Annotated in this window: 16 protein-coding genes and 1 other annotated feature; of the genes, 7 read left to right on the plus strand and 9 right to left on the minus strand. The window is 51.2% G+C overall.

Translation table 11 applies throughout. The features are described from left to right. Positions 1 to 11: 11 nt before the first annotated feature. Positions 12 to 464: a hypothetical protein gene (locus CHH75_RS11205; protein ID WP_095264646.1), complete on the minus strand. Its 453-nt coding sequence runs from the start codon at positions 462 to 464 to the stop codon at positions 12 to 14. Between the two features lie 175 nt (positions 465 to 639). Between CHH75_RS11205 and CHH75_RS11210 the strand changes: the two genes are divergently transcribed. Both CHH75_RS11210 and CHH75_RS11215 read left to right on the plus strand, forming a co-directional pair. Next, on the plus strand, positions 640 to 1803 hold the full coding sequence (locus CHH75_RS11210; protein ID WP_095264645.1) for an MFS transporter: 1164 nt from the start codon (positions 640 to 642) through the stop codon (positions 1801 to 1803). Positions 1804 to 2293: 490 nt separating this feature from the next. Further along, positions 2294 to 2695 carry a toprim domain-containing protein gene (locus CHH75_RS11215; RefSeq protein WP_230875688.1) on the plus strand — a complete coding sequence of 134 codons (402 nt, stop codon included), beginning with the start codon at positions 2294 to 2296 and terminating at the stop codon, positions 2693 to 2695. A gap of 124 nt (positions 2696 to 2819) precedes the next feature. Here the strand turns inward: CHH75_RS11215 and CHH75_RS11220 are convergent, their stop codons facing one another. From CHH75_RS11220 to CHH75_RS11230, 3 genes are all read right to left on the minus strand, one after another. Further along, a complete protein-coding gene (locus CHH75_RS11220; protein WP_095264644.1) occupies positions 2820 to 3440 on the minus strand; it encodes an SCO family protein in 621 nt (206 codons plus the stop codon). A gap of 66 nt (positions 3441 to 3506) precedes the next feature. Beyond that, positions 3507 to 4442: a heme o synthase gene (gene cyoE, locus CHH75_RS11225; protein WP_095264643.1), complete on the minus strand. Its 936-nt coding sequence runs from the start codon at positions 4440 to 4442 to the stop codon at positions 3507 to 3509. A 274-nt stretch (positions 4443 to 4716) separates the two neighbouring features. Further along, positions 4717 to 4941: an alpha/beta-type small acid-soluble spore protein gene (locus tag CHH75_RS11230; RefSeq protein ID WP_095264642.1), complete on the minus strand. Its 225-nt coding sequence runs from the start codon at positions 4939 to 4941 to the stop codon at positions 4717 to 4719. 122 nt (positions 4942 to 5063) lie between these two features. Here CHH75_RS11230 and CHH75_RS24845 point away from each other — a divergent pair, with 122 nt between their 5' ends. Continuing rightward, positions 5064 to 5231: a hypothetical protein gene (locus CHH75_RS24845; protein ID WP_176475528.1), complete on the plus strand. Its 168-nt coding sequence runs from the start codon at positions 5064 to 5066 to the stop codon at positions 5229 to 5231. Between the two features lie 24 nt (positions 5232 to 5255). Here the strand turns inward: CHH75_RS24845 and trpS are convergent, their stop codons facing one another. Next, entirely contained in the window at positions 5256 to 6242 is a 987-nt protein-coding gene (trpS, locus tag CHH75_RS11235) for a tryptophan--tRNA ligase (protein ID WP_095264641.1), read from the minus strand. Between the two features lie 54 nt (positions 6243 to 6296). Then, positions 6297 to 6553 (minus strand) — a binding site (T-box leader). Positions 6554 to 6729: 176 nt separating this feature from the next. On the opposite strand from trpS, the gene CHH75_RS11240 reads away from it, so the two are divergent. Beyond that, on the plus strand, positions 6730 to 7710 hold the full coding sequence (locus tag CHH75_RS11240) for an aldose 1-epimerase (protein WP_095398169.1): 981 nt from the start codon (positions 6730 to 6732) through the stop codon (positions 7708 to 7710). A gap of 335 nt (positions 7711 to 8045) precedes the next feature. Next, positions 8046 to 8450 (plus strand): O-methyltransferase, encoded by a 405-nt coding sequence (locus CHH75_RS11245; protein ID WP_095264639.1) that lies wholly within the window; start codon positions 8046 to 8048, stop codon positions 8448 to 8450. A 106-nt stretch (positions 8451 to 8556) separates the two neighbouring features. On the opposite strand, the gene CHH75_RS11250 is transcribed toward CHH75_RS11245, so the two are convergent. Beyond that, a complete protein-coding gene (locus tag CHH75_RS11250; RefSeq protein ID WP_095264638.1) occupies positions 8557 to 8796 on the minus strand; it encodes an alpha/beta-type small acid-soluble spore protein in 240 nt (79 codons plus the stop codon). A gap of 228 nt (positions 8797 to 9024) precedes the next feature. Beyond that, positions 9025 to 10818 (minus strand): M3 family oligoendopeptidase, encoded by a 1794-nt coding sequence (locus CHH75_RS11255; RefSeq protein WP_095264637.1) that lies wholly within the window; start codon positions 10816 to 10818, stop codon positions 9025 to 9027. Positions 10819 to 10935: 117 nt separating this feature from the next. On the opposite strand from CHH75_RS11255, the gene CHH75_RS11260 reads away from it, so the two are divergent. Together CHH75_RS11260 and CHH75_RS11265 are read left to right on the plus strand one after the other, a co-directional pair. Continuing rightward, positions 10936 to 11121 carry a YycC family protein gene (locus tag CHH75_RS11260; RefSeq protein WP_095264636.1) on the plus strand — a complete coding sequence of 62 codons (186 nt, stop codon included), beginning with the start codon at positions 10936 to 10938 and terminating at the stop codon, positions 11119 to 11121. Continuing rightward, complete coding sequence (locus CHH75_RS11265) at positions 11121 to 11351, plus strand: hypothetical protein (RefSeq protein ID WP_095264635.1); 231 nt, start codon at positions 11121 to 11123, stop codon at positions 11349 to 11351. Before CHH75_RS11260 ends, CHH75_RS11265 begins: the two co-directional genes overlap by 1 nt. Positions 11352 to 11439: 88 nt before the next feature. Here the strand turns inward: CHH75_RS11265 and CHH75_RS11270 are convergent, their stop codons facing one another. Both CHH75_RS11270 and CHH75_RS11275 read right to left on the minus strand, forming a co-directional pair. Next, positions 11440 to 12129, minus strand: a complete 690-nt coding sequence (locus CHH75_RS11270) for a DUF2225 domain-containing protein (protein ID WP_095264634.1) — start codon at positions 12127 to 12129, stop codon at positions 11440 to 11442. 56 nt (positions 12130 to 12185) lie between these two features. Continuing rightward, entirely contained in the window at positions 12186 to 12566 is a 381-nt protein-coding gene (locus CHH75_RS11275) for a globin domain-containing protein (RefSeq protein WP_095264633.1), read from the minus strand. Positions 12567 to 12779 lie beyond the last annotated feature (213 nt).

A 12779-nucleotide genomic window follows, 5' to 3' on the forward strand; every position in this document is an offset into this window, starting at 1 on the left:
CCGTATTTCTGTCAGCCTTGATTGGACCCGGTGTTATTTCTGGCGCTGTCAATATAGCTGCGAATGGTGTCATTCATTTCCCATTTGCCCACAGGAACCCCTCTGAAAGTCACTTCAACTTCATTGGAGCCGGACTCCCCCTTAAGCTGCAAATTCGGGGCCGTAATGGAGAAGCTGCCGTCGCCGTTGCTAACATACGTAGCTTCTTGCGCTTCTTTCATCATCATATTCAGTGCCTCCGTCTTCACGGTGTCGATGGTCTCATCGGTCACCGTAGACACGACATCCTTGATCTGATCAAGCGAAATGCCGCTGTAAATCAGCAAACCTGCAATGATCAGCACAGCGAGGGCCCATTTGACAACCGTCCTCACCACATTGAGAACAACAAACAATACGATCAGGGCGATGACAATGACGAGCCAGTTTTGCTTCAGAAACTCTATCCACACTTCCGTATTCATAATCCTTCACTCCCGTAGACTCTTCAGACAGCTCACACGGGCCGCCCTTGTTAATTATACATGATTCCCAGTTGCTCTGTCAGCCAACCCTCCCGGACATTGAAAAGGTATAAGCTTGCCCATTCCAACGTACAAGTAGTAACATAACATCTTTTGCCGGGTTGGAGGTGCCGTCTTGAAAACTGCATTATGGCTCTATATGTTTTTGTTCCTGGCCTTTTTTGATCTTCACGCACAGTATCCCGTATTGACGCCGTTCGCCATATCCCTTGGCGCAGCGCCGGCCTTTATCGGATGGATGATGGGCATCTATGCACTCACCCATCTGCCGGGCAATCTGATTGCCGGCGGCCTCATTGACCGCCATGGCAGCAGACGCTACATCATCTTCAGCCTGACAGCGGCCGGCATTGTGCTTCTGCTGCAGGCACATGTCCAGTGGCCCTGGCAGCTCCTCGTCCTGCGTTCCATCAGCGGCTTTGTGCTCGCCTTCCTGTCGCCGGCCTGTCTTGCGCTCCTGGCCTCCCTGTCCCGGGATCCGGTAACGCAGGGCAAGTACATGTCCGGCCACGGCGTCATCCATACGCTGGCCTCTGTGCTCTCCCCTGCTGCAGGCGCCTTTATCGTAGCCAACACCGGCTTCTCCGGCACCTTTCAAAGCCTCGGCTGGCTGCTGATCCTCACCGGACTTATGGCTTATCTAAGCCTGCCGAAGAGAGCCCCCGTTCCAGCCAACTCGGCCAGCCCCGAAACCGGGGACAAGAAGGAGACTGATGCGCGTCTTCCCTTCAGTCTTCGTCTATATTTGCTCCCTTTTGCCATCGCTTGCTCTCAGGGCATCCTCTTTTTTGAAATTCCGCTGCGAGAGAGCGGGAAAGCGAGCATTCTGTCCACCGGCCTTCTGTTCTCGGTTGTCAGCCTCGGAGCGCTGATCACGCTGTGCATGCTGTTTCTGAACCGGTATGAGCCTTATCCCCGTGTCGCTTTCGGCATGCTTGGGTTCGCGCTGTGCTTCTATGCCTTGGCCGGTATCGGGCAGATCCCGCTTACAGCTATCCTGTTCATTCTCGGCCTTTGCAAAGGCATCTTGTTTCCGGCACTATCCTCACTCTTTATTGAGCTTAGCGGCGGGACGAGGCTCGGCCGTGTCTTCTCGTATCAATCGATTGCGATGTCACTTGGATCGTTTGCCGGTCCGATTGCAGCCGGTCAGCTGCGCGCATTCATCTCTCCTTATTTCATCGCCTTCGTCCTGCTTATGGTTGTGCTGATGCTGCTGCCGAACCAGCGGCGCCCGGTAGAGCGCATTCGCCCGGCTGATCAGCCGATTTCGACCTAGGCAGCGGACCATATTTCGGAGCTTCGCCCGCAGACAGACCATAACTTCAAGCGCAGCATCCTGAACATGTGCCCAAAACGCCTGATTTGGGCCGATGCACAATCGTTGCGGGACATTTGACATAAGATACAGTGTGGCAAATGACCACGGACATCAGACCTAAGGGGTGAACATGGATGAGTCATGTGCATAAGCATCATCACCATAAATCTCCGGTAGGCGGAGGATATTCTGTAGGCGCGATTCTGGTGCTGTATATATTGCTCGTTATCATTCTTAGCGGCTACTATTATTAATCCCCAGTTCGTATCCTTCCCTCATGGCTCCCGCAGGTCCTATAGACCGATGGGGGCTTTTTCACATGCTCAAGCCTGTGTAGCAGCTCGGCTGTCCCTCTTGTACTATCGCTTCGGTTTTTTGCATGAATCAGGGAATCCAAGTTACACTAGTGACATACCCAAAACGTCTGTAACCTGACCGAGGTGAGTTGATGTCGATTTATATGATCGTGGAAGGAAAAAATGACCGCAGCCGCCTTCGCAGGCTGCTAACGTCCGACATTACCATTCTATGTACGTTCGGCACCCTGAACACCGCCAAGCTGGAATCGCTTCGCAAACAGGTCAGGGATCATGAAGTCTACCTGTTTATGGACAACGACAGCTCCGGCAAGAAAATCCGGGCCATTCTGCGCGATGCGTTTCCAGACGCTGTTCAATTGTACACCCGGCGCGGCTATGCGGGCGTTGAAGGAACGCCCGATGAATATTTGATCGCTCAACTGGAAAAAGCCGGACTTGAAGAGTTCATTATATATCCTCCCCCGGAGCACGAACCGGGCCTTTCCGGTTACAGCGGTACAATTGAGCACCGCCTTCCAAGAAGGCCCTGACCGATAGGCTGCCCCATCCAGCAACCACCAACCACCAGCTGCGCATTCTCCGCCACGCCTCCGCCAATAGACACAACAAAGCGCCCGCCACACAAGTGGACAGGCGCTTTGCTGTCATGCGCATCTATTCGTTGATCAAGTTGTATATATCTTTCACCACTTCATCGATCTCCACATCCTGCGGAATAGCCGCATTATACATCTTGCGGATGTTGTTGTCCCTGTCCACGAGCGCGATGTAATTGCCGTGGGTATAGTTGGTGGCATCGTTTCCGAGCAGAGGGATTTTGAACGAATCCCGCATCAGTGTCCGCGTCTCCTCTTGATCCCCCCGAAGGAAGTACCAGCCGTCGTAATCCGCATAGAACCGGTCGCCAAACTCCTTGATCTTCTCCCGGGTATCCGTTTCCGGATCAAACGAGATGGATACGAAGGATACCTTCTCGCCGAAAACACCTTCCTCCTTCTTCAGCTCGTCCTGAATTTGGGACAGCAGGAAGGTCGTCACCGGACACACATCCGGGCAGCTCGTAAAGTAGAAATACATCAGCCGGACTTGACCGGCCGTATCATCCCGCGAGACCGTAGCACCGTCTACATTCTCCATGGTGAAGTCCCCGACTTCGCGAATGACCGGCAGCTTCTCCTTGCCGAAATCAAGCGCATTATATACCAGATAGACTGCCGCGATCATACAGACAACCAGCAGCAGCCAGCTCCATTTATGTTGTTTCAATCCGTTCATCTTATAAGTCTCCCTTCATCTCATCAGCCTTGCATGACTCGCCGCTAGCCAGCTTCGAGCACCGTCTTAGAAAGACGTGTTCAGGATGAGAACGATCAGGCTCAAGGTCAAATAGTTGATCGAGAATAGGAACACTTTTTTGGACCAAGCTTCGTCATCCTTGGCTCGAAAGCCTTGCAACGCCGTATAGAGCCATCCGATCGCCAGCAGAAGGCCGATGACCAGGAAAAACACGCCTGCATATCCGTAGGTGTACATCAATATTGGCAGCGGTACCAACAACACCAGATACGGAATCATTTGAAACTTCGTGCGCCGAATGCCCTTCACTACCGGCAGCAACGGAAAACCGGCCGCCCGATATTCTTCCACACGCCGGATGCCAAGCGCCCAGAAATGCGGCGGCTGCCACAGAAACAGCATCGCAAACAGCAGAATAGCCCCCATATCGACGCGATGGGTAACAGCTACATAACCGATGACGGGCGGCATCGCTCCCGAGATCGCCCCGACCGACGTGCTCCAGGTCGATGAGCGCTTAAGCCACAACGTGTAAATGACCACGTACACAAACATCCCGACAACGCCGAAGATGCCTGCGAGCAGCCCTGAGAACAGGAACAATATCGAGAGGCCGGCGATGCCCAGTATGATCGCATACCACAGCACGACCTTCGGGCTCAAACGTCCCGTTGGCAGCGAGCGATCCCGGGTCCGCTCCATCTTCATGTCAAGCTCCCGGTCGAAGTAGTTATTGAACACGCAGGAGGATGCCATGACAAGTACGGTTCCCAGCAGTGTGGAGACCAACAGTCCGAACTGGATGTCCCACTTGGAAGCAAGCCAAAATCCGGCAAAAGCTGCTATTAAATTAGACCGGAGAATTCCGGGTTTCGTCACAGTGATAAAATCTTTCCATGTTCCCGCTGGCTGATCTGCGGGTGCAGCGGACGCGAGGGCCGCCGATTCTGAAGGAGACTGGTATCTCAAGCGATTGTCCACGTGTACAATATTCCTCCTTGTTCTTTCGATGATGGAGGAAGTGCCGCCTCCGCTATAAAGTTTATCATATCATTCCAAAAAAGTGTTGAGCAATCCCGCGCAATTGTTCGGATCTGTATGACAATTCGGTGAATTTTGCCAGGCCTCAATCTTGACGCCAGACCTTTCTTTAAGGCACAATTTCAGTTAGACGTTCTGACCTCGATCCACAGCATAAAAAGCCCGGTGCATAGAAGCACCAGGCCTGTGATCGCTTATTGGTTAAGAAACAAATTTACAGTGTACGGCCAGACCCGGAGAGGGACTGCTCGGCCAGTTGAACCAGACGTTTAGTAATATATCCACCCAGGGAGCCGGTTTCCCGAGAAGTATAGTTACCGTAGTAACCATCCTGCGGAATCGTCACTCCAAGCTCACGGGCAGCCTCCATTTTCAGTTGCTGAAGAGCGGCTGTTGCTTGCGGCACTACCAGATTGTTGCTAGAACGTCCTCTTGCCATATTATTGTCTCCCTTCACTGAATGTCTGATGTTCCAGTGCAAGCTTGCAAACTTATTATGGCTCTTTATCGCAACGTTATTCGTATTTTTTTAGTTTACACTTCCCGGGAGGTAATCTTGATATGAGCAAAGGCTTATCCTTATGGTTTGCAATCTCGTCCATTGCCCTGCTTAGCGCTTCAGCCATGACGATCAGTTATAACGGATGGCTTGCTGCCATGCTTGGCGTGCTGTCCATTCTGAACATCGGCTGGGGATTCGTCATTAAATCCAAACGCAGGCGCTCCTGACCCAGCTGCAGGCCGCAAGCGGATTTATTTCGGAGCCAGAAATCCCATCTTCTCCTTCACATCGCGAAGCGTTGCAGCGGCGGTTTGACGAGCCTGCTCTCGGCCCCGGGCCAGAATATCATGAATTTCCCCGGTTTGGCGGATTTCGAAGTATCTAGTTTGGAGCGGCTCCAGCGCAGCCACAACGACTTCGCCAAGCTCCTTTTTGAAAGCTCCGTACATCTTTCCTTCGAAACGATCCTGAACCTCTCGGAGCGAGACTCCCGCGCATTCGGAATAGATGCTCATCAGATTGCTGATCTCAGGCTTCGCTTTCGGATCATAAACCACTTCTGTGCCGGAATCCGTTGTCGCCCGGCTTATTTTTTTGCGAATCTGATCGGGAGAGTCGAGCAGCTTAATATAACTGCCTTCAACCGGACTGCTTTTGCTCATTTTTTTCGATGCATCGTCCAGCGACATGATTCGTGCGCCCACTTCCGGAATGTATGGCTCCGGGATGGTGAAATATTCACCGAAGCGGTGATTAAAGCGCGCCGCCAGGTCGCGGGTCAGCTCCAGATGCTGCTTCTGATCATCGCCTACCGGCACAAGATCGGCGTTGTACAGCAGAATATCTGCCGCCATCAGCGCCGGATAAGTAAACAGGCCGGCACCCACGGACTCTTTGCCCGCCGACTTGTCCTTGAACTGCGTCATCCGCTCCAGCTCTCCCATGTGAACAAGCGTGGTCATGAGCCATCCGAGCTCCGCATGCTCCGGTACATGGGACTGAAGGAAGACATTGGAGCTGGACGGGTCGATGCCCGCCGCCACGAACAGGGAAGCGACCGCCTCCGATTGCTCCCTGAGCGCGGCCGGCTCCTGAGGAACCGTGATCGCATGCAGGTCCACCACCATGAAATAGCACTGTGATTCATGCTGCAGCTTGACGAAATTTTTCATCGCGCCGATATAGTTGCCGAGTGTCAGGCTTCCGCTTGGTTGAATGCCGGAAAGTACCTTTTTCATATCGTTTAACCTCCCTATTGAATATCCATGAAATACAAAAAGGCCCTCATCCGCTAAAGGGACGAGAGACCGTGGTGCCACCCTAATTCGCTGCAACAGGACCATGATGTCGCACATCATTGCCGCAGCCTTGGATTCTTATAACGGAGAATAACCGGCCCGCATAGTAAGGAGGGAGCACGAGGCTTCTTCCTGTTCTGCCCAAGGCACTCCAAGGTCCATTCAGCAAAGCGGCTTCACCGATTCGCATCACCCATCGGCTTTCTGAAGAATGACCGCGCCTGCCTACTTGTCCTTGTCATCGTGTTTAAAGTCATTGAGAACTTGTTACAAGCAAATGATAAATCCCCGAACTTCCCTTGTCAATTCCATTTTGACCGAACTTGTCCTTATGTTTCGAAGCTTTTCTTTTACGTACACTGCAAAAATCTGTTATGATGTGGTTAATCGTCAAGACAATGATTTCTGTTAGTAAAGGAGCATCGATATGAATCAAGTGACCAAAGGTCAATGGAATGGTTACGACACTTATACTCTTAACAGCGGCCGTCTTGAAGTGACACTCCTTCCCCGTTTAGGCAACAATGTTATTGAAATCAAGGACAAAGACAACCATCGCCAAGTTCTACGGAAGCCGGATGAAACCGAGCTGGCCTTCTATTTGCAGAAGCCGTATCATTTCGGGATTCCGATGCTCATTCCGCCCGGCCGGATTGATAAAGGACGGTTTGAATACGGCGGCGTTGAATACCAATTCGAACAGAACACTGCCAATGATAATCATATTCACGGTTTGCATCGCACCCAAGCGTGGTGCGTCAGCGATATTGAAGAAGACGATGAAGGATGTGCCGTCACTACGGAATTTGTCACCTCGGACGATCCGAAATGGATCGCGCAGTTTCCAGAACCTTTGAAGCTTGAAATGAATTTTCGACTCCAGAACAACCAGTTCATCCAGACCCTTCGTGTGCATCATATGGGAAAGCAGCCGGTCCCGTTCGGCCTTGGGTACCATACGTGGTTTTTGCTGGACGGACAGCCGCAGAACTGGACGCTTCAGCTGCCGGTTGAGGCGATCTACACGCTGAACAGCGAGCTGCTTCCTACAGGCGACACCGCTTCCCTGGGGCATCTCCAGCCGCTGAACAGCGGCATGAATCTGAAGGAGGCCGATCTGGATACGATTCTGAAAATTCCAGAAGGACAGCCTGCCGAAGCGGTGCTCACCCGGAATGACGGTTATCAAATCCGTTATTCTGCCGACCGTGCCTATTTCAAACACTGGGTACTGTATACCAAGGGCATCGCGGATCAGTTCCTGTGCATTGAGCCATATACATGGCTTCCGAATGCTCCGAATCTGGATTTGCCAGATTCCGAAACCGGCTTGATCCGGCTTGAACCTGAAAGCATGGTGGAGCTGCGGACCAAGCTGACCATCTCGAGCCCTGAATCGGAGGCCTGAGCTGCAAGGCTCCTGCCAGAAGGTCGCAATCGACACTGTCAGCTGCTCTCCTTACAGTCATTTCCCCCGACTGGCGGGACTATACGAAAGCGCGAGTAAACGGATGTATTTCCGTCTGTACTCGCGCTTTTTCATATGGATAAACCACGGAATAGCTTGTCGTAAAAACCCGAAAGATGACATATAAAAACTTGCATGAACTAATCATTCATGCAATATTAGGGATTATTACCCAATTGTGTTGAATATTGTTGATCAGACAATATGTTTGTCATATAATGAGTCACAAGCCCTAGTAAATATAGGGAATAAGTATTGTTGAGGAGGTGTTTGGAATGATTCAATTGGACCAGCTTTCGCTAGCCCGACAATTGGACATTGTTTTTAAAGAATTAGAGGAGGAGTTGGCAGGACTTAACTCCGGCACGGTATTTGTTCAAATACGAAATAATGTCATTGGCAAATTCGGAATTCGACATAATCCGGTACAAGGGCGCAACGGTTTCCTTGATTCTCAGGAGCCGGGACTTAATGAAGCTCAGCAATTATCATTTCGAGCCATGGCACTGGAAAGTCTCAAGCACAAGCGACGCTGGACACACGGTGAAATCAGTTACGAATTTATGGTAAGACAAGGCACGATTGTCGTTGATGCTATACTTGAATCCAACTATAATATGGCGAATCTAATGATACGTTATCCCCGACATACATATGCCGAGACGGTGTCAGAATCCTAATATTCCATGAACTTATTATGTATACCTTATTTATAACATAGTGAAAGAGGCGATCTTTGGGGAGAAGATCGCCTCTTTCTATTCCGGCTGGAGGGAAGAGATGCGATTACAGGTTCGAACGACCCGATAATTGCTGCTCAGCCAATTGAACCAGACGTTTCGTAATGTAACCACCCAAAGAACCGGTTTCACGGGAAGTGTAGTTCCCCATGTAACCATCTTGAGGAAGAGTCACACCCAGTTCTTGAGCTGCTTCAGCTTTCAGTTGTTGAAGAGCTGCGCTAGCTTGAGGAACGACAAGATTGTTAGAACGGTTGCGTCCTTGACCTTGACCTGCGAATCCCATGTATGTCACCTCCTTTGATGTTGTATGAGGTTATTATGGTTGAAAGAAGCCTTTCTCATTCGCGCAATCGAAAGTGTAGTATTGGTAATATTAGCCGTATGCTAAAATCCCGCCGTTATTACGGTTTCCTGCCACACAAAAAGGGCTGTTCCCCAAGGTATAAACCTATAGAGAACAGCCCGCTTTATGGCTCAATAAACGAAGATACAGGCATCCCGAAGCAAGGGATTAAACCAGATGATCCGTCATTTTCAAAAATTGCTTCACATCCGAGATGCACAGATCAGCCGCACTTTGCCAGAAATCACGCTGGGTCAAATCGACATCCAGATGCTTCTTGGCCAGGTTCTCGACCGTCATCACACCTGTATCGCGCAGCAGCGCATCGTACTTGTCCGCAAACGAGCTGCCTTCCTCCATGGCGCGTACATACAGTCCCGTGCTGAACATATATCCGAACGTATAAGGGAAGTTGTAGAACGGAACCCGGGTGATGTAGAAATGCAGCTTGGAAGCCCAGAAATGCGGATGATAGGAAGAAAGCGCTCCGAGATAAGCTTCTTTCTGTGCCTCTACCATCAAGTCCGAAATTTCCGACGCGCTGAGCAGACTTGTTTTCCGCTGTTCATAGAACCGGGTTTCAAACAGGAACCGTGCATGAATGTTCATGAAGAAAGCAACGTTTCTCTGCACTTTCTCCTCCAGCAGCGCCAGCTTCTCCTGCTCATCGGCAGCCCCCTTCACGAGCGCATCAAACACAATCATCTCCGCGAAGGTCGAGGCCGTCTCGGCAACGTTCATCGCATACCGTTGATTTAATACCGGCACGCCGTCCATCACATGCTGATGATATGCATGCCCGAGCTCATGGGCGAGTGTCGACACGTTTGAAGCCGTTCCGCCAAAGGTCATGAACACGCGAGTCTGTTTGCTGTTCGGGAAGGAAGTACAGAAGGCGCCCGGACGTTTGCCAGAACGATCTTCAGCCTCCACCCAGCCTTTGTCAAATGCCATCTGGGCGAACTCGGCCATCTTCGGATTGAATTTTCCGAACTGCTCAACCACGCTTGCTGCCGCTTCTTCATACGGAATTTTGGCTGCCGATGTCCGGATCGGAGCGTCTACATCCGTCCAGTCCAGCGCTTCCAGACCCAGCAGTTTGGCTTTGCGGTTCAAATACTCAACCAGCACCGGCTTCGTATCCTGAATAACCCCCCACATCGTATCCAGCGTTTCCTTGGTCATTCTTCCGATAGCGAGCGGCTCCTTCAGCACATCGTCCCAGCCGCGCTTCTCATACAGCTTGAGGCGGAAGCCCGACAGATGATTCAGCGTATCGGCACAGTAATCAGCGGAAGCGGACCATGCATTCTCCCACTTCTCAAACAGTTCCTGACGAACCTCACGCCGAGGATCATGCAGCTTGTTGAACGCTTGTCCGGCCGACAGCATCTCGGTCTTTCCATTTTCCTCATAAGGAATTTTGATTTTGCTGACGATCGTATCGTACATGTCGGACCATCCATGATAGCCATCAACCCCCAGTGCCAGGGCAAGACTCTCCAGCTCGGGGCTCATTTTCTCCTTCGCCTGATCGCGGCTTTCATTCAGAACGAAATTATACTCCGCAACCTTCTCGCTCTTGATCCAGTCTGCCCACAGCTCATCATTCATGCCGCGAAGCAGATTGTCGAACTGTGTCTTTACGCTCTGCAGGACGGCAGACAGTGACATCACGCGTCCTGAAATTTGCGAAGCTTTTTTATCATTTACGTTTTGGGCCGTCAAACAGCTTACAAACGCAGACGCCTCACGGATACGTGCAAAACAGCTGCCGTACAGCTCAATTATGTTCTGAGTGGCGGATACTTCGTCCAGGCTTGCAGGAACCTTCGCCCCCTTAACCTCTTGATCAAGCTGCTGAATATCCTGCTGAAGAGCCTCCAGAAAAGAGGACAGCTCAGCCGAGTCCGCGCCTCCAGGGAATACCGAATCCAAATTCCAGGTCTGTTGAAGTGACATACTTGGGGTCAACACCTTTCATAATAATGTGATAGGATAGCAGTAAGCATTTGTGTGGCTTTTGGGAAAAGTGTATAACTATATATAACAACAAATTACTGCTGGAGGTACACATCCATGAGACCTTTGCAAATATCTGCGGAGACAGCGATTGCGTTGTCCAAGCAGCTTGGCGTGCCGATTGAGCAGCTGATGCATATGCCGCAGCACATTCTGATGCAAAAGATCGCCGAACTTGCCAAATCGGACAATGCCCCTGCTTCGGGCAAGGATGAGCAACCGCCGTCCCAACAGGAGAACTGATGATTCCTTTTTCAAACACCTGGCCGTATGACATTGTTCAGAATGATGTATATGTACAAGACTGCCCGTTTTGCGGAAGCCGTAATGTACTGCTGCCCATGAAGCCGAAAGAGCTGGTCAGCGTCCGCGAAGGGAAAAAGAAGCTGCTCGTTTTCCCCTGCTGTCATAACCGGGTCACTGTTCTGGACAGCGATCCGGATTATATCCTCACGGATCAGAAGCTCCGTTAAATCGACTATGGCGGTTACACGGAGCGTAGCAAGAGGCGTGTCCCTTCCCGGGAACGCCTCTTTCGCTTTGCGGGCGATCCGGCCGCCATCACGAGAGACCGGCTTCCTTGCCCTGCTCTTCCATCTGCTGACGAATAAGCTGCCATTGTTCTCTCGAAGCCCGAATCATGGCTGCATCCATGATCTTCTCATCCCTGACCACTCTGGAGAACCATTGCACCGCTTCGTTGAAACGTCCCAGCCGCCGGTTAATCTCCCCGATCAGGTAAAGCAGACGCGCATCGTTCGCACCGACGCCTTCATACTCAAACACACGGATATAGGAATCCAGCGAGTAGGCGAGAAAACGCTGCTCCTGTGCGGTGTTGTTCTGGTATCTATACAGCCAGGCAATGTGATGCAGCAAGCTCGCAATCAGGCGATCCCGCTCCCCGATCACCTGCGCGCACAACAGCGCCAGCTTGTACACCTCAATGGCATCTTCCAGACTTCGTTTGCCGCTGAAGTCACGCCCTACCCAGCGGCTTCCGATCTGTGATCTGAAGTCCTCCCGCTGCTTGTCTGTCAGCTTATTGACAGAATGCTCCGTTGAGGCAAACCCGCATTTCGGACATACTCTAACCACGTAGAAATCCGGATTCTCCGCTTTGTAATAAGCACAGAAATCCGTATCCGTCCGAATCGGCTTCTTGAAGCTGGGCCGGACGCGGGATGTAGCGTACTCGGTACCGCATTGGACACACGTTACGTTAATCGAATACAAGGGCTCTAGTTTCACAGGATCTCCATCTCCTCTTGACGTCCACAAAACGTATTCAGGCACATCCAGCTCCGTTACTCTGGTGTGTTCACAAAATGATTAGCCGGTCCAGACAGTCTCTGAATGACAAATTCGCGGAGCGTTTCATCGACACCGATATCCTGAAGTGCCGCCGACATACATTTCAACCATTCCTGCGCATGACTTGGCGTGATGGGAAACTTCAAATGCCTCGCCCGCATCATCGGATGCCCGTAAGCTTCCGAGAACAGGGCCGGCCCTCCAAAAAATTGGCTTAAAAACATATACTGCTTCTCCATCACCGGATCGATATCCTCCGGAAACAGCGGAGCAAGCAGCGCATTCTTCTGAACTCTGGGATAAAAAGCCTCAACCAATGAGCGAATGCCATCAGCTCCGCCCAGATTGTCGTAAATGCTTAAGTTCGGATTCATGGTCGTATGCTCTCCCATCTAATTTGGATGTGCAATCTTATTATAGCAAAAAACAACAAAAAAAGGCGCTAAACGACAGTTTAGCCCCTTGAACTCCTTTAGTAACTGCGCCAATCCTCTTCACCCTGGACGAGAGAAGCACGTATGACATAAACGAAGGCGCATACCAATATACCCGCGACTATGCTCATCATCATCACTCCATCCACACTT

It is taken from the genome of Paenibacillus sp. 7541 (assembly GCF_002276395.1).
Classification (GTDB): Bacteria; Bacillota; Bacilli; order Paenibacillales; family Paenibacillaceae; genus Paenibacillus_AQ; species Paenibacillus_AQ campinasensis.

Excerpts from the sequence above, each read along its gene's own strand:
- CHH75_RS24845 (WP_176475528.1), top strand. The coding sequence starts at position 5,064 with ATGAGCAAAGGCTTATCCTTATGGTTTGCAATCTCGTCCATTGCCCTG.
- CHH75_RS11240 (WP_095398169.1), top strand. The coding sequence starts at position 6,730 with ATGAATCAAGTGACCAAAGGTCAATGGAATGGTTACGACACTTATACT.
- CHH75_RS11245 (WP_095264639.1), top strand. The coding sequence starts at position 8,046 with ATGATTCAATTGGACCAGCTTTCGCTAGCCCGACAATTGGACATTGTT.
- trpS (WP_095264641.1), bottom strand. The coding sequence starts at position 6,242 with ATGAAAAAGGTACTTTCCGGCATTCAACCAAGCGGAAGCCTGACACTC.
- CHH75_RS11205 (WP_095264646.1), bottom strand. The coding sequence starts at position 464 with ATGAATACGGAAGTGTGGATAGAGTTTCTGAAGCAAAACTGGCTCGTC.
- CHH75_RS11215 (WP_230875688.1), top strand. The coding sequence starts at position 2,294 with ATGTCGATTTATATGATCGTGGAAGGAAAAAATGACCGCAGCCGCCTT.
- CHH75_RS11275 (WP_095264633.1), bottom strand. The coding sequence starts at position 12,566 with ATGAATCCGAACTTAAGCATTTACGACAATCTGGGCGGAGCTGATGGC.
- CHH75_RS11220 (WP_095264644.1), bottom strand. The coding sequence starts at position 3,440 with ATGAACGGATTGAAACAACATAAATGGAGCTGGCTGCTGCTGGTTGTC.
- CHH75_RS11265 (WP_095264635.1), top strand. The coding sequence starts at position 11,121 with ATGATTCCTTTTTCAAACACCTGGCCGTATGACATTGTTCAGAATGAT.
- CHH75_RS11230 (WP_095264642.1), bottom strand. The coding sequence starts at position 4,941 with ATGGCAAGAGGACGTTCTAGCAACAATCTGGTAGTGCCGCAAGCAACA.
- CHH75_RS11260 (WP_095264636.1), top strand. The coding sequence starts at position 10,936 with ATGAGACCTTTGCAAATATCTGCGGAGACAGCGATTGCGTTGTCCAAG.
- CHH75_RS11255 (WP_095264637.1), bottom strand. The coding sequence starts at position 10,818 with ATGTCACTTCAACAGACCTGGAATTTGGATTCGGTATTCCCTGGAGGC.
- CHH75_RS11250 (WP_095264638.1), bottom strand. The coding sequence starts at position 8,796 with ATGGGATTCGCAGGTCAAGGTCAAGGACGCAACCGTTCTAACAATCTT.